Source organism: Alistipes montrealensis, from assembly GCF_018362775.1.
Classification (GTDB): domain Bacteria; phylum Bacteroidota; class Bacteroidia; order Bacteroidales; family Rikenellaceae; genus Alistipes; species Alistipes montrealensis.
Window position 1 is genome coordinate 179,846 of the sequence record NZ_JAGYXY010000003.1, and the last position, 19,969, is coordinate 199,814.

Here is a 19,969-nt window from a genome sequence, read left to right on the forward strand (position 1 = left end):
ACGAGCGCAACGGATCGGGCATTAGCCGAAAGTCCGGAGTATCGCTTTCTGTTTTTTTGCGACACAAAGATAGTTTTTTCCCGTCGAATTTTGTACCTTGCAGCAATAAAACTACCCGAACCGATGAAATACCCTAAAATCTTACTGTGCTTTAGTGTGTTGTGGTCAACGATCGCTTTTTCGACCGTAACCGCGGCAACCGCTCCCTGCGACACGCTCCGCGTCGCTTTCCTCACGGACATTCACGTAACGCCCGGCAATGTGCAGGACTCGCTCTTCCGCGTCGCGGTCGCCGAGGTCAACGTCTCGCCGTGCGATGTCGTGATCTTCGGCGGCGACCTCACGAACCTGGGCAGCGACGCCGAACTCAGGCATGTCCACGACCTGATCTCGCAGCTCGAAAAGCCGTGGCATGCCGTTCCGGGCAACCACGAAAGCACGTGGTCCGAAAGTGCCTGCACGACCTTTGCCAAGGTGTTCGGCCACGACGGACGCACCGCTTTCCGTGCCGGGGGCTACCTCTTCCTGGGGTATGCTTCGGGACCTTTCATGAAGATGGCCATGGGAGCCGTGCGCACCGAGGACCTCACGTGGCTGGCCGAAGAGGCCGCGAAAGCCCGGCCGGGGGAACGGATCGTGAGCCTCTGCCACTATCCACTCAACAAGGATCTCACCAACCGGGCCGAGGTGACGGCGACACTCCGGCGGCTGGGCATCCCGCTCACGCTGTTCGGACACTACCACCAGGCTCCGTCGCTCTATAATTTCGACTCCGTGGCAGGAATTCAGGGGCGCGCCCTGCGGGGTAAGAACGACACTGACGCGGGTTACACACTGCTCGATTTCTGGGGCGACTCGGTCCGCGTCCGGGAGAAGGTGCTGGGAGCGGCTCCGCGCACCTGTTTCGCAATCCGCTTAGAGGACGATCCGCAAGTGCTCGCCATCGCCTCCGACCCGATGCCCGCTGCGCCTGACTACGAGGCGCACGCACAATTCGTCCTGCAAGACAGCGCTACGGTCTACACCGGAGCGGCATTTTACAAAGACATCGTATATTATGGTACTACGCAGGGCGTGCTGCGCGCCTACGACACGCGCCGCGGCCGGGAACTCTGGCAGAAACGCTTCGGCGGAGCGCTCTACTCCACGCCGATCGCAGCCGAGGGGTTGGTTATCGTCGGCACGACGACCGACGGACTGCGCGCCTACGACGCCCGCACGGGCCGCGAACGGTGGCACATAGATACCCCGACGCCGATCGTCGGGCAGGGACTCGTCGACGGCCGGGGCCGCAACACGGCACTCTACATCGGACTCGGAAACGGCACGATGGCTAAAATCGCGGTGCGCGACGGCAGCATCCTATGGCGTTACGACTACGGACGCGGCCAGTCGCAGGGGCAGCCCGCGCTGGCGGACGGAAAACTGGTATTCGGGGCCTGGAACCGCCGCCTTTACTGCCTCGACGCCGCAACGGGAACCCTTTGCTGGAAGTGGAGCAACGGCTCGAAAAGCTCGTTCCAGTCTCCGGGCAACATCGTCCCCCGGATCAGCGGCGGACGCGTTTTCATCGACGCTCCCGACCGGGCCATCACCAGTATCGACCTGGCGACCGGGCGCGTCGTCTGGCGCTGTACGGATTACAAGGCCCGCGAATCGTCGGGCATAAGCGCCGACGGCAAACGCTTCTACGTCAAAACCATGGACGGAGAACTGCTGGCCATAGACACGGCTTCGGACTCGTTTCGCCAACTATGGCTCACTCCCGTAGGCTTCGGCTACGACTACACGGCCTGTCCGGTAACCGTAAGCGACGGCATCGCCTACCTGGCCGACCGTTCGGGCAACGTCGCAGCCGTGCGCGAGGACGGCACATTGTTGTGGTGTGTCAAGTGCTGCAATTCGGCGGCGAACTTCATCACCGCGGCTCCCGACGGTTCGCTGTGGGCGACTTTCGCCGAAGGAAAACTCTTCAGAATCCCTAAATAGTTGGCGCTAAAGCAATATTTGTAAAAAACGGACCGGATAATTTGTATCGGTCCGTTTTTTTCGTACCTTTGTCGCAGGATTTACATTTCCGCCCAAAGACAAAACATCTTGGCCCACGGCGGACGCGCACTGCAACACCATACATGCAAACAAATATGAAAAGAGCAGTCTATGCACTTTTGTCACTGACACTTCTGGGCGGTTGTGTCAAGGACATTTCGGACAACGGTTCGACAAAACCCGGGGAGGAGTTCAACAAATTCGACTTCTCGACGGTAAAAGCTACCACCCTTTCGGTGGATTACGGCACACAGGCCGAAGTATACTTCGAAGTCTACGACGCCGCACCCGTACGGGAGAACGCCGAAGGCACGGCGTATGAAAAAGTCGAAGGCATCGAGCCGCTTTATGCGGGCTATACCGATGCAGAGGGCCGTTTTTCGGCAAAGATCGACCTCCCGGCCTATCTCGCCAAAGCCTATATCTACACCCCCAACGTCCACGCCCGGACGCTGCTGACCGCCGACAAGAACGGTGCGGCACTGACGGCTTCGGCCCTCGATACCGAAACTGCCGCCGCAGCGAAAGCTACCCGCGCCGGTTACGAGTCGGCAGCCGTCACCGGCGACGGCTGGAAGACGTGGCTCGGGACTTACGACGACACCTACGGCCGCATCGACTATGCCTATACGGGCGACGAACTGCGCGAGAAGAACTGGAAGAAGCTCTACAACGCCGCCAACAAGGTTTTCGACACTTCGAAGGCCTGCCCCGAAGAATATCGCTCGTCGAGCGACCTCTACCTGGAAAAGGACGCCGAGGTCGCCATCACGTTCCTGATGAGCAACACTTGCTGGAACTGCTCGATGGGCTACTATTATTACGATGCCGCGGAACATCCCGCATCGCTCAAGGACGTGCATCCCATTATGATCTTCCCCAACACGCAGGACGGAAAATGGAGCAACGACCCCAAAAAGGCCGCCAAATACAAAGGCGTGGACCGCGGAACCGCCGTGCAACTGATGTTCTACCCGAAAATCGCCGAGGGCAGCAAAGAAGGCGCCACCACGGTCTTCCCGAAGGGCTACCGCATCGGATTCGTCCTTGCCACCAACGCCTGGGGCAACCGGCTTCCCGGATTCACGGGAGTCAAAAAATACCGGGCGGCCACGTCCGACGGCCTGAGCATCAACGACAAGGGCGTCGCCTACAAGCAGCCCCGGACGGCCGTTTACCGCTACACCAACTCGTCGCTTGACCTCAATTCGGTGATCTGCTCGTTCGAGGACTACACGACCGACCAGAACTTCAGCGACGTGATCTTCACGATGAAATCGAATCCGGTGGACGCCGTGGTCGACATTCCGTCGGTCGACGAGAAACCCGGAGCCGACGACACCAAACGCGAAGTGCGCCTGCTGAAGGGCATCTATGCGTTCGAAGACCTGTGGCCCAGCCGCGGCGACTACGACATGAACGACGTGATGGTGAAACTCGACTACACGAAGACGGTCGGCAGCAAGGGTATTTACGAGGAATCGTATCTCTTCAAGACCTTCAACAACCTTGCAGGGCTCGAAAACGGACTGGCCTTCACCCTCGGAGGCGACGCCGTATCGTCCGAGCTGGAGTTCTCGATACTCCGTCCCGCCGGCAAGGACAATCCGTCGCCGGAATACGAATCGTATGCCGTTGAGCGCGAGGGCAACGTATTCCTGCTGACCCCCAACGTGAAGCAGGATATGGGTGCGACCTACAAGATCACGGCAAAGTACGCTTCGCCGATCGCCGAAGGGAAAGCCGCTGTCGTCAAGCCTTTCATCTATCGCACGACCGACGACGACCTCACCCCGGGCCTGCGCAAGGAGGTACACCTGCCCTTCGAAGCGCCGACCGCCAAAGCGGATACGAAATTCTTCGGCACGAGCGACGACAAGTCCGATCCGGCTTCGGGACGCTACTACGTTCGCGCCGAGAGTTACCCCTTCGCCTTCTTCCTTTCGGGTGCGACGGAGGTAGACCTCTCCAAGCTGCTCGACCCCGTAAACGAGAAGACGCCCATCGACAAGCTCTACCCCGCTTACATGGGCTGGGCATCGTCGAACGGCGCCGACAATGCCGACTGGTACAAATAGCCCAGGCAGGCATCATACAAAACAGGCTCCCGAAGGAGCCTGTTTTTTTATGGTTTGCGGTTAAGCAGGTCTTTCTGGGCGACGAACTGCGGAATGAGCCGGATGATGACGGGCGTCAGCGCGAGGCAGACAAGGAGCGTCAGCACCAGCAGAACGACCGACTGCACCCAGCTGTCGGCCAGAAACCGCGACACGAGCGGCCGCAGGAAAAAGAGCAGCGGACCGTGGATGCCGAGCGTGATGATCGAATAGCGGCCCAGGTAGGTGACGACGGGGACACTCTTCAGTTCCTTGCACAGGAGCATGACGGCAAAGATGCCGGCGAAAGCCGCGAGATAGACCTGAAAGATATTTCCCGGGTAATTATTGGTCCGCATCCCCAGGGGCGTAGCCGTGAAATACATCGCCGCAACAGCCAGCACGACGAACACCGGAATCAGTTTGTCGAAACGGTGGTGCGGATAGAGGAAAAAGTTGTAACGGCGAATCCAGAACCCCGCGAAATAGAACGGCATGGCCGTCATGGCCACGTCGATATAAAACGGCAGCTCGATCCGCTCTTTGCCCAGCCAGAATCCGGCGACACCGATCAGCAAGGTCACGGCGAACAATGCCGGAACGTGTTTGTCGCGCAGGTAGTGAACGATGTAAAACAGGATGTTGCAATTGAAGAGCGCAACCAGGAACCAAACCGGGGGATTGAAGCGGATCAATTCGTGCCCCCGGAAAACCAGCAGGAGTTCGCTCCAGCGTACCGGAAGCTGGAACGTTCCGGGCAACGCCTTCGAAATACCGTACATCAGCAGGAACGAACCCAGGTAAAAGACCAGGAAGGGAACGAGCAGTTTGTCTGTTTTACGGAGAAGGAAGCCCGCAAATCCTTCGTAGGACTTGAAGAAAAGCCCCGAAACGAAGAAATAGAGCGGCATGACGAAACTCGACAGGATTCGCCCGGTCGTGGGACCGTCGAAGATTCCCCCGACATGCACCATCACAACCAGCATGATACACAGACCCTTTGTAAGGTCGATGAAATCAATCCGCCGAGTCAGTTGTTCGTTCATTGCGGCAAAGATAATAATTTCGGATTGACGATATAGACCATTCCGGTGGAAAAAAACGCATTAAAACGTCCAAACACGCCACAAAAGAGGGATGCCCCGGCGAGAGGATGCCGGATTCTGCGGAAATGGGCGGGAGTCGAACGTGGCGAAGCCATCCTCACCGACCGAGCGCCGTTGTCGCCCGCAGGGCGGTACGGGGTTTCGCGACGGAGGTAACCCGCATCCAAAAAAAACAGTGCCCCGGAGAACCGGAACGCTGCGTTTCAGTGGAGGTGGCGGGAGTCGAACGTGGCGAAGCCATCCTCACCGACCGAGCGCCGTTGTCGCCCGCAGGGCGGTACGGGGTTTCGCGACGGAGGTAACCCGCGTCCAAAAAAAACAGCGCCCCGGAGAACCGGAACGCTGCGTTTCAGTGGAGGTGGCGGGAGTCGAACCCGCGTCCAAACAGGGAACCCGAAAGCTTTCTACACGCTTAGCCACCATTTGATCCTTCTCCCCGTGCCTGGCAGGCAGCGACCGAACGCGGGGCCCAGTTCCTAAATTTTCGCGCACCGGCCGGAACACTCCGGCGCACTATCTCTAAATGGATGATACCCCGTATGAAGAGCCGTTAAAGAGCGGAACGTCCCTTCGGGATACTCGTCGCCAAAGCGCCTAGGCTTCAGCGATTAAGCCAATTTTCCTTGAAAATTAGGCAGCGAGTGCAAGGCTGTTATTGCCATTTGTAGTTCGAGCATCGGGATTAACGAGCCGCCACACAGCGCTCGGCGTGCTTACAATCAAACTCTGCCTGCTGTCAAAACCAGGCACCCCCGGTCTTTCCGTGCAAAGTCAATCGGAAACTGATGCAAAGATAGTGCATTTTTTCGGATTTACGCCCTTCCGTCCCGGGAAATTGCATGCGGCGCTCCCCTCCCGCTACCTTTTCGATAACAGGTGGCGGAGTTTCTGCCGCAGTTTGTCGCCCGTAAGCGGCTTGGGGAGGTAGTCGGTGCACCCTGCGTCGAGCGCCCGCTGCCGGTCCTGGTCGTAGGCAAACGCCGTCACGGCAATGATCGGAACCGAAGTATTGCACTGCCGGATTTGCCGTGTAGCCTCCAGGCCGTCCATGCCGGGCATCTGGATATCCATCAGCACCACATCGGGCTGCAACTCGCGGAACAGCCGCACAGCCTCGATCCCGTCACGTGCATGCACGACCTCGTACTCCTTTTTAAGCGTCATCATGACGAGCAGGAAACTGCTCTCGGTATCTTCGGCTACCAGCACTACCGGCCGTTTTCCCGATGCGGGGATAACCAGAGCTTCCATTTCCGCGGCTTCGTCCTCCATTTCGGAGAAATCGCCGGTCCCGACGGGAACCGTAAACCAGAAACACGATCCCTTGCCGACTTCCGACTCCAGGCCGATCTGCCCGCCCATCTGCTCGACGATCGATTTGCAGATCGAAAGTCCCAGCCCCGTTCCCTGGACAAAACTGTTGAGTTTGACGAAGCGTTCGAAAACGGCGGCCTGCTTCTCCGGGGCGATTCCCGAACCGGTATCCGCGACCTGAAAACGAATCCGGTCGCCGGTCACTTCGTAGTCCAGCGAGATAGATCCCTTTTCCGTAAATTTCAGGGCGTTGTTGATGAAGTTGGTGATAATCTGCGTCAGCCGGTTTTTATCCCCGTAAATCATCCGCCGGGGCTCGCGACGGACAAAACGCAAGTCGACCGGACGATCGCCGACCTTCAAACCGAGCGCACGTACCGCCTCCTCGCACATCAGGTTGACATCGAACACGCTGTAATTGAACTCGAAGGTTCCGGCTTCGATCTTCGAAAGGTCCAGGATATCGGAGATCAGTTTGAGCAGCAGGTCGTTGTTCTCCTCGACCAGGTGCATGAACTCCCGCCGTTCCTCGATGTCTTCGGTCTCGGTCAGCAGGTTCGAGAAACCCACGATGGCGTTGAGCGGCGTACGGATTTCGTGGCTCATGTTGGCCAGGAAGGCCGACTTGAGGCGGTTCGACTCTTCGGCTTTCTCCTTGGCTTCGCGCAGGTCCTGTTCCAGGGCCTTCTGCACGTTGATCTGCAACGATGCGCCCACAAGCATCTGCGGCTTATGGCCGGCATCCCACTCCATGACGATGGCAAAACTCTTGACCCAGTAATATTCCGTCGCACCGGGGACATAAAAGACACGGTATTCCTGCTGCAGGATGTCCGTTCGCCCTTCGTGCAGGTCTACGTATGCCTTGCGGATGCGTTCGCGGTCGTCGGGATGGATCAGGTCGTAATACACGTCCGACGGGACGATCAACTGGTTATTCTCGATGTCATAGGACCCGGGGGTATATTCGAAATCGCAGTCGATCAACTCCGTGCGCTTGTCCCAGGTCCACGGCGTAAGTCCCGTGGCGCGCAGGACCAGTTTGTATTTCTCATAGAGTTTTTCACGCTCCCTGTTGTGCTCTTCCATATGCAGCTGCCCGAGGTGCTCCTCCGTACGGTCGATGCAGAAGATGTCGTCGACACCCGCTTCGCTGCTACGGAACGTCAGGCATTTGAAATAGCGGTCGCCCGTTTCGCCCGGCACGACGAAGATGTCGGATTCCAGGCTGAGACAGCGCATTTCCGCATGGGAAGGGAGCAGGTCGCTCAGTTTTTTGCCGACGACCTCGTCGCCGCTGCATCCGAAAGCGTGCTCGAAGGCGGTGTTCACATCCAGGAAAACGAAGTCCCCGCCGGCCTCGAGCGGTTTGCGGCGGATATAGATCACCGGCATGTTGTCCACCAGGCGGCGATACCGGGCCAGAAGGTTATACTCGCGGCGAAGCTGGCTTTGCCGCTGGAAGGAAAACCGCAGCCACAAACCTCCGCCGATCACAACGAGCAGCAACAGCGACAGCGCAGAGATGAACTGGAACTTGTATTTTTCGAAAAATCCCGGCGGAACCTGCGAATAGACCGCATCGCCGGGAAACAGTTCCTCGGGCACGTTGTGACGGTCGAGGTGGGCATAATTCAGGTAAAGGGCCGGGGTTCCTCCGTCGCGCCACGGGATGTCGCGGGCAGGGGTCCCCGAGAGTATCTCCTGCATCGTGGCGATTACTTCCGGGGCGAAATCCGCGGCGGCGATGTAGTAACCGCCCGCAAAATCCCCCACTTCGGAACTGCGGTCGGCAATCGAGAAAACCGGCGTACGGGTGAACGCAAAGAGTACTTTTTGAACGTTGTCGTCGAGGTAGCTGTGCGTCGACCTGCTGCCGGTCACAAACCACGAATAATAGATCAGCCCGACCGTATCGTCGAACTCGGCAAGCCGGTCGAGCAGTTGCTCGGTGCTCAGCTCGGGCGTACTGAGCAGTTCGAGCGTCAATTCCGGAAAATCCTCCCGGAAGGTTTTTTCGACCTCTTCCCGCACCCGCAGGCTGATGTAACGGTGATCGGAGATGAAAGCCACGCGCCGCATCCGGGGCAGGAGCCGCTGCATGGAGGCGACCGTTTCTCGAATATAGGACGGCTGGCGAAGCACGGTCACATTATATCCTTCGGTCACCTGCTCGGCAGGCAGCATCGTCTTTTCAGTCAGGTTTCCCGACAGCAGGTCTTCGGTGCGGGCAGGCATCCGGCTGCGGGAATAGAGGATGAGCGTCGGAATGTCTTTCCATTCCGCATCGAAAAGCGGCCGCGTGACCAGCCATCCCGGATCGCCGATAAAGATAATGGCACGCGGGGGCACAGGGTACTTTTCGAGCAGCATCCCGCACTTTGCCTGTGCATCGCCGAGCGTGGTCATTTTCGGGACCTGCAACACGTCCGTTCTGATCGCCACGCCCTGTTTGGTGAGGCCCTTGACGAGCGATTCGAGAATCACATCCGACCACGATTCGCCGAAGTTGGCCGAATTGAGCAGCAGGACGTAATTGCCCGACGCCGGCGGAACATCGGCACGCACAGGCAGATAGAGCCCGGCAGTCAGCAGGCATATTACAACGACGCAAATATTTCTTCTCATACAGTTTTGCAGCGGACGCATAAAATCCGGTTAAAAGTAACGAAAAACATCGGATTTTAGCCATTTCGGCCGATAATTATTCTGCCGGGCACGGTCCGGGATTCAAAAAGAGAGCCGGTCTCCCAACGGAACCGGCTTTCAAAAAACAGCGTTCACGGCCTACTCGCCTGAAAGCAGCACGTGCAACGTGTGTTTCAGCTTGTCGCCCGTAAGGGGTTTTGCAAGGTATTCATTGCACCCGGCATCGAGTGCCCGCTGGCGGTCGCGGTCGTAGGCGAACGCCGTCACGGCAATGATCGGAATCCGGCTGCCGCTGCTGCGAATCTGCCGCGTGGCCTCCAATCCGTCCATCACCGGCATCTGAATATCCATCAGCACGGCATCGGGACGGGCCTCCTCGCACAGCCGTACAGCCTCCTTGCCGTCGGCAGCATGGAGTATGTCATACTCCTTCCTGAGCATCAGCGACACCAGCAGGTAGTTGCTTTCGGTATCCTCGGCAACCAGCAGCAGGGGGCGTTTGCCGTCGCGGGCCGCCGCCAGGAACGGAACCGGAGCTTCGGCAGGCTGTTCCGGGGTGCACTCGCATGCACCGATCGGAACCGTAAACCAGAAGCGCGAACCCTTGCCGAGCTGCGATTCTACGCCGATATGACCGCCCATCTGCTCGACGATCGACTTGCTGATCGACAATCCCAGTCCTGTGCCCTGCACGAAATTGTTGAGCTTGACAAACCGTTCGAAAATATTCTTCAGGTGTTCCTGGTCGATACCCGTTCCGGTATCCTCGACCCAGAATCGCACGTCCTCCCCTTCGACCGCATAATCGAGCGTAACACTACCCTCGGCGGTGAATTTCAAGGCGTTGTTGATAAAATTGGTAATGATCTGTGTCAGGCGGCTCTTGTCACCCGACAGGTAGCACTGCTCCCCGTGGCGGGTAAAACGCAGTTCGACGGGCCGATCCTGCACCTTGATGCTCAGCGACCGCACGACCTCTTCGCACATCTGGTTGACATCGACCGTGCCGTAGTTGAAATCGAACGTTCCGGCCTCGATCTTCGAAAGATCGAGAATGTCGGATATGAGTTTGAGCAGCAGATCGTTGTTCTCCTCGACCACATGGATGTAATCGCGCCGTTCCTCGGGATCGTCGGTTTCGGCCAGCAGGTTCGAGAAGCCCACGATAGCATTGAGCGGCGTTCGGATTTCGTGGCTCATATTGGCCAGGAAAGCCGATTTGAGGCGGTCGCTGACTTCGGCTTTGTTCTTGGCCTCGATCAGGCGCTTCTCGGCCATCTTCAGTTCCGTAATATCGTAGTTGACGCAGACCATTTCGATCTTCTTCGGATCGTTGTTCATCGGGTTGCGCACCACGTTGATCCGGGTCCAGTTCTCCGAACCGTCGTCGTTCAGGATATGCAGGTCGAGGTTGAAGCTGTCCGACTCGTTGGCCTTGACGCGGGTAATCTCCCGGATGATGGCATCGCGGTCGGCCGGGTCGACATGCGGATAGATACCGATAATTTGGTTGAGCGGCGTCTCGGGCTTCTCGCCGAGGTTCAGGAACCACTGGGGAACGCCGTCGCCCTCCTTGGTCAGCAAATCGAAACGGCAGTACCCCATTTTTCCCAGGCGGCTCACCAGCGAGAACGAGGTCTCGAACTCCGCAAGCCGCGTATGGGCCCGGTTGATCTCCGTATTGTCGATGTTGATCAGCATGAAGTTCGCCAGCCGCCCCTGCGTGTCGTAGAGCATGTTGACCGTGGTGTATATCTCCAGGAACCCGGTTTTTCCGGACGTATAGTAACCGTCCAGCCGGTCGAAGGGATAGTTGAGCCGGAAAGCCTGCTCCCGTCCTTCGCGAACCCCGTCGCGGATCTCCTGCGGCACGAGCGGATTGTCGTAGAAATTGAGTCCGAGGGCGGCCTCTTTCGTGACGCCGAAAATCTCCATGTCCTTGTTATTGATGTCGACCAGTTTGCCGTCGGGGGTGTAAAGTTCCACGCCGACCTGGATGTTGTCGAAGATGTTGCGCAGCAGCTTCTCGTTGCGCTGGATCGTTTCGTGCGCCTGGTGAATATCGGTCTGGTCGAGGAAAAAGCCCGTGATTTCATCCTCTCCCGTGGAGTAAAGGACATAGTGCAGGTAGCGGTTTACAGGCTCGGCGACAATGTCGCTCGCTACGTAATTCCCCGTCCGGATCACCTCCGTAAGCCCCCGGATATGCGTCTCCAGGTTAACGCCCAATTCGGAAGCGGTGCGCCCGACATAGGTTTCGCGGGGGAAGCCGACAATCTCGTCGGCCGCATCGTTCGAGTCGATAATACGATAGTCACGCACATCCCCGGACTCGTCGTAAAGCATCTTCATCCGGATATAGCCCAGCGGCATGTGGCGGTAAAGGCTTTGCAGGTAAAGTCGGTCGTCCTGCGCCGCCTGCTCGGAGCGTTGCAGTTCGAGGCACAGACCGATGATATTGACCAGCGACGCAAACCACTGGCAATCCTCGTTGGTCCAGTTGCGGGGCTCCCCGACGATGTCTATCCCGGCATATCCCCATACCCTATCGCGGGAAACCAGCGGCATGATGATCAGCGATTTAATGTCCTGCACCTTCAGCAAATCGTGCTCGCTGGCCGCTTCGGGCGGCAGTTCGTCGAGGTTCGAAAGGATGATCGGCAGGTTGCGCTGAATATGATCCGTCCACCAGGGAAAGTCCTCCATCGGAAGCGAACTGAGCCGGTCCTGCTCGCTCGAAACGCCGTCCGCCGTCACTTCATACGTACAGTCGTGCGTGCGGCGCTCCCAGTCGAACTCTATAATATAGGCGCGTCCGCCGCGGAACATCGTAAGCACGTCGAACAGGATTTTGTTCACCGTATCTTCGGTCCTTCCGGTATGCAGCAGCGACAACAGCGTATGCGAAATACCGGTAAGGCGGAAAAGCAGGTCGTCCATCCGCGCCGATTCGACCCCGGCCGCACCCTCCCGCGCCGTCTCCGCGGGACGTACGTAGCCGATCAGGATATCGCCCTCCGGAGTCGCCTGGCGGCGAACGAGTTTCCACACGAGCCACAACTGCCGTCCGTCGGGCACGACCAGCGGAACCGTCCGTTCGAGCGTATCGTAACCGTGGAATATGCACTCCGAACCGGAATAGCGCAGGTAAGGCTCCGGAATATGGCTTTTGAATTCGTCGAAACCTATCTCCGGCGCCGGGAACTGAAGCAGGTTCTGCAAAAAATCGGACATGCGGATTATCCGGCGGGACATGTCCGCTTCCCACCAGCCCGTGTTCATATCCCGCATTATCGTTTGCAGAATCTCTTGTTCTTTCATAAGTCTATCAAATCCATGTAACAAATGGCGTGAACAAAAGTAGGTATTGGGGTCGGGATATGCAAATTATGGACACCGTTTTTCTATACACATGCGCTCGCCCCGAGGCAAATTCCGGCCAAACACACTCTCCCGGCACAAAATAGCCCGCATTTTTACCGCACGCGAAGGGTCGATCCGGATATTTTGCTTATCTTTGTTTACGCGAAACCACAACGATAAACCATGGATGAAAAATATGTAGTGAATCTCCGCGACGTGGCCATATACCACGCCGACAATCCTTTCGGCAGTTGCTCGGAAAAGAAACTCATGCAGCAGGGCGAGATGGTTCTCTCGGAAGTCAACCTTGCGGTGGCTCCGGGCGAATTCGTTTACCTGATCGGCCGTGTCGGGAGCGGGAAAAGCAGTTTACTCAAAACTTTATATGCCGAGGTGCAACTCCTTACGGGAAAGGGATATGTAGCGGGATACGACCTGCGCAAACTGCGCCGCAGGGATATCCCCTATCTGCGCCGCCGCATCGGCATCGTCTTTCAGGATTACCAGTTGCTCACAGACCGCAACGTCTTCATGAACCTCTATTACGTGATGAAGGCCACGGGCTGGAAACGCGAACAGGAGATCCGCGAACGGATCGACCGGGTGCTGGGACTGGTGGAACTCGGGGCCAAAAGCTACAAGATGCCCTTCGAACTCTCGGGCGGCGAGCAGCAGCGCCTGGTGATCGCCCGCGCACTGCTCAACGATCCGCAGGTATTGCTGGCCGACGAACCTACGGGCAACCTCGACCCGCTGACCGCTGACGGCATCATGCAGTTGTTCCAGAAAATCGCCTCGCAGGGCTGCGCCGTAGTCATGTCGACACACAACACCGCACTGATCGAAAACTACCCCGCCCGCGCCATCCTATTCTCCAAAGGCCGGACCCGCGAAATAGACCTCAAGGCCGAGCTTGCGTAAGCTCCGCACCCGGCCGCAGAGGAAACAAACAGGCGAAATAATCGACTATAAAGTCTTTTCCGGACACTTGTTTTATCCGGAAATATTTTGTATATTTGTACGATATTTTAAAGACTACGATGAGTACCGAATTAGAAAACGTTAAAAAACAAGAAGAAGAATATTCCGCGTCGAATATCCAGGTCCTCGAGGGCCTCGAAGCGGTGCGCAAGCGTCCTGCCATGTACATCGGCGACATCGGCGAGAAGGGTCTCCATCACCTGGTTTACGAGGTCGTGGACAACTCGATCGACGAGGCGCTGGCGGGCTATTGCACCGACATCGACGTGACGATCAACGAGGATAACTCCATCACGGTAAGGGACAACGGCCGAGGCATTCCGACCGACTACCACGAGAAGGAGGGCAAATCGGCGCTCGAAGTCGTACTGACGGTACTTCATGCCGGCGGTAAGTTCGACAAGGGCAGTTACAAGGTCTCGGGCGGTCTGCACGGCGTCGGCGTATCGTGCGTGAATGCGCTTTCGAACCTGCTGATCGCCGAAATCCACAGCCGTGACGGCAAGATTTACCGCCAGACGTACAGCAAGGGCGCCCCGACTTCGCAGGTCGAGGTGGTCGGCGAATGTACGGACCGCGGTACGACCATCACGTTCCGCCCCGACGACACGATCTTTACGCATACCACCGAATACAAATACGACATCCTGGCCAACCGTCTGCGCGAACTGGCGTTCCTGAACAAAGGCATCCGCCTGAACCTCATGGACCTGCGTAAGGACGAAGAGGGAAAGACGCGCGAGGACCACTTCTACTCGGAAGAGGGCCTCAAGGAGTTCGTCAAGTATCTCGACGCGACACGCGGCACGCCGATCGTCGAGCAGATCATCTACCTCGACACCGAAAAGAACGGCGTCCCGGTGGAGGTGGCCATGCAGTACAACGACTCCTTCTCGGAAAACGTGCACTCCTATGTAAATAACATCAACACCATCGAGGGCGGTACGCACCTGACGGGTTTCCGCCGCGCGCTGACCCGTACGCTCAAGAAATACGCCGAGGATTCGGGCATGCTCGCCAAGCTCAAATTCGACATCAACGGCGACGACTTCCGCGAAGGTCTTACGGCTGTCGTTTCGGTGAAGGTGCAGGAGCCGCAGTTCGAAGGCCAGACCAAGACCAAGTTGGGCAACGACGAGGTTTCTGCCGCCGTCGACCAGGCTATGGCCTCGGCGCTGGGCGACTACCTGGAGGAGAATCCGAAGGACGCCAAAGCCATCGTGCAGAAGGTGATCCTCGCCGCTACGGCGCGCCACGCGGCACGCCACGCCCGCGAACTGGTGCAGCGCAAAACCGTATTGTCGGGAGCCGGACTTCCGGGAAAACTCGCCGACTGTTCGAGCCGCGACCGTTCGATCGCCGAAATCTTCTTCGTCGAGGGTGACTCGGCAGGCGGTACGGCCAAATCGGGCCGTGACCGTAACTTCCAGGCCATCATGCCGCTGCGCGGTAAGATCCTGAACATCGAGAAGGCCCAGGAGCACCGCATGTGGGAGAACGAGGAGATCAAGAACATGTTCACCGCATTGGGCGTCACGATCGGAACCGAGGAGGACTCCAAAGCCCTGAACCTCGAAAAACTGCGCTACGACAAAATCATCATCATGACCGATGCCGATGTCGACGGAAGCCACATCGCCACGCTGATGCTGACGTTCTTCTTCCGCAAGATGAAGGAGTTGATCGAGAACGGCCATATCTACATCGCTACCCCGCCCCTGTACCTCGTAAAGAAGGGCAAACAGGAGCGTTACTGCTGGACCGAAAAGGAGCGTGACGAGATCACCGCCGAATTCGGAAAAGGCGCGCATGTACAGCGTTACAAAGGTCTCGGTGAGATGAACGCCCACCAGTTGTGGGAGACGACGATGAACCCCGACACGCGCATCCTGCGCCAGGTGAACATCGACAATGCAGCCGAAGCCGACCGCATTTTCTCGATGCTGATGGGCGACGAGGTTCCGCCCCGCCGCGAATTCATCGAGCGCAACGCGCATTACGCGAACATCGACGCATAAAACGACAGACCGAAAAAGGATTGCCCCCACGACAAGGGCAGTCCTTTTTTTGCGTAATTCCGGCCGCATTGCGACAAGCCCCTCCCGAGGGAGGGGTTTGGGGTGGGGTCAGATTTGTAAACGACGCCGAAGGCGGCGAATAAGAACAATCGGATATGCACAAGCGGTCCAATAACCGCAAAACTTACTGATAGATTATGAAAGTTACGGTAATCGGCGTTGCCGGAGGAACCGGCTCGGGAAAATCGACGCTCGTCAAGCGTCTGCAGGAAGCATTCGTCGGCGACGATGTCGTGACGCTCTGCCACGACTATTACTACAAGGCACACCCCGAACTGACCTACGAGGAGCGCACGAAACTCAACTACGACCACCCGCAGGCATTCGACACGGAGATGCTCGTGGAGCATATCAAGGCACTGAAAAACAACGTTCCCGTCGAACACCCGGTCTACTCGTTCGTGGACCACGACCGTACGGCCGAGACCGTAAGCGTGAAACCGTCGAAGGTAATCATCGTCGACGGCATCCTGATCTTCGAGAACAAGGAACTGCGCGAACTGATGGATATCAAGGTTTACGTCGACACCGACGCCGACATCCGCCTGGCGCGGCGTATCCTGCGCGACGTTTGCGAGCGCGGACGTACGATGCAGTCGGTCATCACGCAGTACACCTCGACCGTTAAACCGATGCACGAGGAGTTCGTCGAGCCGTCAAAGAAATACGCCGACGTGATTATTCCCGAAGGCGGTTTCAACTCGGTTGCCGTCGCCATGCTGATCCAGAACATCCGGTCGCTGATCCAGAGCAACAAATAAGGCGGAAGCCTAATAAATAATTCCCGGGCCTCGCAAGAAGTCCGGGAATTGTCATTTATTTCACCCTTACGATTTCAGACGGCCCTTTGACCAAATACCGCTGTTTTTCAACACCTTTGTCGGCAACGACATAATCTTCGTCGCCAAGTCCGTAAACCGAGATAAAATCGAACTCGAAAGGCATGAGGAGCTTCCCGGCCTTATTCAACAGGCCATAATGCAGTTTTCCGGCTTCATCTTCAAGCGCCCCCGACAGGAAACCGTATTTACCGCCCCAGGAGAAATTATGAAGTTTCACGCCGGGAACCGGAGTTCCTGTTTTGTCAATCCGGAACATCTCTCCGTCCTTCTCCACCCAGGCGTGATCGCCATCGAAATCGAGCGCCGCATCATACCGGCACGGAACGATTACACGCCCCTGTTTGTCGATATAACCGAAACGCAGTTTATCCGTCCTGATGCCGACAACGGCTATATCGGACGTGAAGCAGAAGGAGTCGTCGAACTGCGGTTTTATAACCATATTGCCCTGCCGGTCGATACCGCCCCATTTCCTGTTTTTGAAAACAGCAGCAATGCCTCCGGAAAAACTGCCGACATCCTCATATTCGCAAGGGATGACCTCCTTGCCGTCGAGATCCACGAAGCCGTATAACCCGTCGATTTCCGTTTCCGACCGCCAGTGGCCTGTAACAACAGCGGCAAGCCCGCCGCTGAAAGGCCGCGCATAAGCATAACGCAACGGAACGACGACATTTCCCCGTTCGTCAATGAAGCCGCATTTACCGCTGCGCACCACAATGGCACGCCCTTCGGAAAACGAATCGACGTAATCGAACTCCTGTTGCACGACGGGTTGCTGCGCAAAGGCCGCAAACGTTATCGACGCCACAGCAATGAACGTAAAGCAATACTTCATCATATACCGGTTATCTTCTTGATTTCATTGAGTTTATTGAGTGCCTCGATCGGAGTCAGCGAGTTGATGTCGAGGCCCTTGATCTGGTCGCGAATCTGCACCAGCACGGGATCGTCCAACTGAAACATCGACAACTGCATGTTCTGCGGACCGGCACTTTCGGCCGCTTCCTTCACGGCCTGCGCCGTGGGCTTGCGGCCCCGCTCCTTGAGGCTGCGGCTCGGCACGATCTCGTTGCTGCCGTAGACCAGTTCGAGGTTGCGCAGGATTTCGTCCGCACGCGAGACGATCGACGCCGGCATGCCGGCCATACGGGCCACGTGAATACCGAACGAGTGCTCCGTACCGCCGCGTTCGAGCTTGCGCAGGAAAACGATCTGATTGCCCATCTCCTTGACCGAAACGTGGTAGTTCTTTACCCGGGGGCACATCTGCTCCATCTCGTTCAGTTCGTGGTAGTGCGTGGCAAAGAGCGTCTTGGCATGGGCCGAGGGGTGGTTGTGGAGATACTCGACCATCGCCCAGGCGATCGAAATACCGTCGTAAGTCGACGTTCCGCGTCCGATTTCATCGAGCAGCACGATGCTGCGGTCGGAAATATTATTGAGGATGCTGGCCGATTCGAGCATTTCGACCATGAAGGTCGATTCGCCCTGCGAAATGTTGTCCGAAGCCCCGACGCGCGTAAAAATCTTGTCCACATAACCGATGTGGGCCGATTTCGCAGGCACGAACGATCCCATCTGGGCCATCAGAATAATCAGCGCCGTCTGGCGCAGCAGGGCCGATTTACCCGACATGTTGGGACCGGTGATCATCATGATCTGCTGCTGCTTGTCGTCGAGCATCACGTCGTTGGGAATATACTCCTCGCCGACGGGCATTAGCGTCTCGATGACGGGATGGCGGCCCTGGCGGATGTCGATGCGCTTGCCGTCGTCCAGCACGGGACGCACGTAACGGCGCTCGCAGGCGATACGCGCGAAGGACTGGAGGCAGTCGATACGCGCCACGACGGCCGCGTCGCGCAGCATCGGCGTAAGCGAACCGCAGATATAGGCCATAATCTCGGCGTAGATGCGCTGTTCCAGCACGAGCATCTTCTCCTCGGCGCCGAGGATTTTCTCCTCGTATTCCTTCAGTTCCCCGGTGATATAGCGTTCGGCGTTGGCAAGGGTCTGCTTGCGAATCCATGTATCGGGAACCTTCTCCTTATGGGCGTTGCGAACCTCGATATAATAGCCGAAAACATTGTTGTAGCTGATCTTGAGCGACGAAATCCCCGTCGCTTCGCTCTCGCGCTGCTGAATACGCGACAGGTAGTCCTTGCCGTGGAGCGCGATACGGCGCAGGTCGTCCAGTTCGGGATCGACGCCGTCGGCAATCACGCCGCCCTTCTGAATCTGGTTGTTCAGCGGATCGGGATAAATTTCGCGGGCAATGCGCTCGCGAACGTCGGCCAGTACGTCGATCTGCCCGGCAAGCCCGTGCAGGCGGTCGTCGTCGGTGGACTCCAGCGCCGCCTTGAGGGTCTCGATAGCCCCGAGCGAATTCTTGAGCTGCACCAACTCGCGGGGCGTAACCCGCTGGGCGGCAATACGCCCGGCGATACGTTCCAGGTCGCCGACCAGCGCCACCTGCTCACGGATGGCATCGGCCAGATCGGCATCCTTGACAAAGCGTTCGACCACGTCCAGCCGCTCGTTGATCCGCGCGGGGTCCTTGATCGGCATGGCGATCCAGCGTTTCAGCAGGCGGCCGCCCATCGGCGTCAGCGTACGGTCGATCACATCGGCAAAGCCGCATTTTTCGCGTGCCCCGTTCGAGGTAAAGAGTTCCAGGTTGCGGATCGTAAACTTATCGACCCACACGTAGTCATCCTGGTCGATGCGCGCGATCGAGGCGATATGCCCGGTCTCGCGGTGCTCGGTGAATTCGAGGTAATAGAGGATAGCTCCGGCAGCCGAAATGCCGCTGGTGAAGTGGTCCACACCGAAACCCTTGAGGGATTTGGTCCCGAACTGCTTGCAGAGTTTTTCCCGGTTGACATCCTCCGAGAAAACCCATTCGTCGAGGCGGTAGGTGTAGAGTTTCGATCCGAACGAACCGGAAAAGCGGTCCTCATAACCGCGTTGGTAAACGACCTCTTTGGGCGAGAGGTTCGAAATCAGTTTATCGACATAAGAGTCCGACCCTTCGGCCACGTAGAACTCGCCCGTGGAGATGTCCAGGAAGGCGACGCCCGTGGTCTGGCGGCCGAAATAGACCGAGGCGATAAAATTGTTCTCCTTGTTGGCCAGAATATTGTCACCCAACACGATACCCGGGGTAACCAGTTCGATGACACCGCGCTTGACAAGCCCCTTTACCAGCTTAGGGTCTTCCAACTGCTCGCAGATAGCCACGCGCTCGCCGGCCCGCACCAGTTTCGGGAGGTAGGTGTCGATGGCATGGTAGGGGAATCCCGCCAACTCGACATACGTCGCGGAACCGTTGGCGCGGCGCGTGAGCGTGATGCCCAGAATGCCGCTGGCCTTGATCGCATCGTCGCCGAAAGTCTCGTAGAAGTCGCCCACGCGGAACAGCAGGATAGCGTCGGGATGTACTGCCTTGATGGAGTAATACTGCTTCATCAAGGGCGTCTCGACATATT

General features: G+C 57.6%; 10 protein-coding genes and 1 other RNA gene. 5 read left to right on the plus strand and 6 right to left on the minus strand.

From position 1 onward, the window contains the following. Positions 1–123: 123 nt before the first annotated feature. Together KG007_RS06965 and KG007_RS06970 are read left to right on the plus strand one after the other, a co-directional pair. Positions 124–1,989, plus strand: coding sequence for an outer membrane protein assembly factor BamB family protein (locus KG007_RS06965; RefSeq protein ID WP_213347844.1), 1,866 nt, complete (start codon positions 124–126; stop codon positions 1,987–1,989). 155 nt (positions 1,990–2,144) lie between these two features. Further along, entirely contained in the window at positions 2,145–4,127 is a 1,983-nt protein-coding gene (locus tag KG007_RS06970) for an LruC domain-containing protein (protein ID WP_213347845.1), read from the plus strand. A 47-nt stretch (positions 4,128–4,174) separates the two neighbouring features. Here the strand turns inward: KG007_RS06970 and KG007_RS06975 are convergent, their stop codons facing one another. From KG007_RS06975 to KG007_RS06990, 4 genes are all read right to left on the minus strand, one after another. Next, the gene (locus KG007_RS06975; RefSeq protein WP_213347846.1) at positions 4,175–5,191 is read right to left on the minus strand and encodes an acyltransferase family protein; all 1,017 of its coding nucleotides are present in this window, start codon (positions 5,189–5,191) and stop codon (positions 4,175–4,177) included. A 410-nt stretch (positions 5,192–5,601) separates the two neighbouring features. Continuing rightward, positions 5,602–6,005: a transfer-messenger RNA gene (ssrA, locus tag KG007_RS06980) on the minus strand. Positions 6,006–6,109: 104 nt separating this feature from the next. Beyond that, a complete protein-coding gene (locus KG007_RS06985) occupies positions 6,110–9,193 on the minus strand; it encodes an ATP-binding protein (protein ID WP_213347847.1) in 3,084 nt (1,027 codons plus the stop codon). Between the two features lie 159 nt (positions 9,194–9,352). Continuing rightward, on the minus strand, positions 9,353–12,535 hold the full coding sequence (locus tag KG007_RS06990; protein WP_213347848.1) for an ATP-binding protein: 3,183 nt from the start codon (positions 12,533–12,535) through the stop codon (positions 9,353–9,355). Between the two features lie 225 nt (positions 12,536–12,760). Between KG007_RS06990 and KG007_RS06995 the strand changes: the two genes are divergently transcribed. From KG007_RS06995 to udk, 3 genes are all read left to right on the plus strand, one after another. Further along, a complete protein-coding gene (locus KG007_RS06995) occupies positions 12,761–13,498 on the plus strand; it encodes a cell division ATP-binding protein FtsE (RefSeq protein WP_195460536.1) in 738 nt (245 codons plus the stop codon). A gap of 119 nt (positions 13,499–13,617) precedes the next feature. Continuing rightward, the gene (gene gyrB, locus KG007_RS07000) at positions 13,618–15,576 is read left to right on the plus strand and encodes a DNA topoisomerase (ATP-hydrolyzing) subunit B (RefSeq protein WP_195460538.1); all 1,959 of its coding nucleotides are present in this window, start codon (positions 13,618–13,620) and stop codon (positions 15,574–15,576) included. A gap of 197 nt (positions 15,577–15,773) precedes the next feature. After that, positions 15,774–16,397, plus strand: coding sequence for a uridine kinase (udk, locus tag KG007_RS07005; RefSeq protein WP_195460539.1), 624 nt, complete (start codon positions 15,774–15,776; stop codon positions 16,395–16,397). 55 nt (positions 16,398–16,452) lie between these two features. Here the strand turns inward: udk and KG007_RS07010 are convergent, their stop codons facing one another. Together KG007_RS07010 and mutS are read right to left on the minus strand one after the other, a co-directional pair. Then, positions 16,453–17,319 carry a WG repeat-containing protein gene (locus KG007_RS07010; protein WP_213347849.1) on the minus strand — a complete coding sequence of 289 codons (867 nt, stop codon included), beginning with the start codon at positions 17,317–17,319 and terminating at the stop codon, positions 16,453–16,455. Then, positions 17,316–19,949, minus strand: coding sequence for a DNA mismatch repair protein MutS (gene mutS / locus KG007_RS07015; protein ID WP_213348308.1), 2,634 nt, complete (start codon positions 19,947–19,949; stop codon positions 17,316–17,318). Before mutS ends, KG007_RS07010 begins: the two co-directional genes overlap by 4 nt. Between the last annotated feature and the right edge of the window lie 20 nt (positions 19,950–19,969).

Bases quoted from the DNA above. Each gene is read 5' to 3' on its own strand.
- KG007_RS06995 (WP_195460536.1), top strand. From the start codon at position 12,761: ATGGATGAAAAATATGTAGTGAATCTCCGCGACGTGGCCATATACCAC.
- KG007_RS06965 (WP_213347844.1), top strand. From the start codon at position 124: ATGAAATACCCTAAAATCTTACTGTGCTTTAGTGTGTTGTGGTCAACG.
- mutS (WP_213348308.1), bottom strand. From the start codon at position 19,949: ATGAAGCAGTATTACTCCATCAAGGCAGTACATCCCGACGCTATCCTG.
- KG007_RS06970 (WP_213347845.1), top strand. From the start codon at position 2,145: ATGAAAAGAGCAGTCTATGCACTTTTGTCACTGACACTTCTGGGCGGT.
- KG007_RS06985 (WP_213347847.1), bottom strand. From the start codon at position 9,193: ATGAGAAGAAATATTTGCGTCGTTGTAATATGCCTGCTGACTGCCGGG.
- KG007_RS07010 (WP_213347849.1), bottom strand. From the start codon at position 17,319: ATGATGAAGTATTGCTTTACGTTCATTGCTGTGGCGTCGATAACGTTT.
- udk (WP_195460539.1), top strand. From the start codon at position 15,774: ATGAAAGTTACGGTAATCGGCGTTGCCGGAGGAACCGGCTCGGGAAAA.
- KG007_RS06975 (WP_213347846.1), bottom strand. From the start codon at position 5,191: ATGAACGAACAACTGACTCGGCGGATTGATTTCATCGACCTTACAAAG.
- KG007_RS06990 (WP_213347848.1), bottom strand. From the start codon at position 12,535: ATGAAAGAACAAGAGATTCTGCAAACGATAATGCGGGATATGAACACG.
- gyrB (WP_195460538.1), top strand. From the start codon at position 13,618: ATGAGTACCGAATTAGAAAACGTTAAAAAACAAGAAGAAGAATATTCC.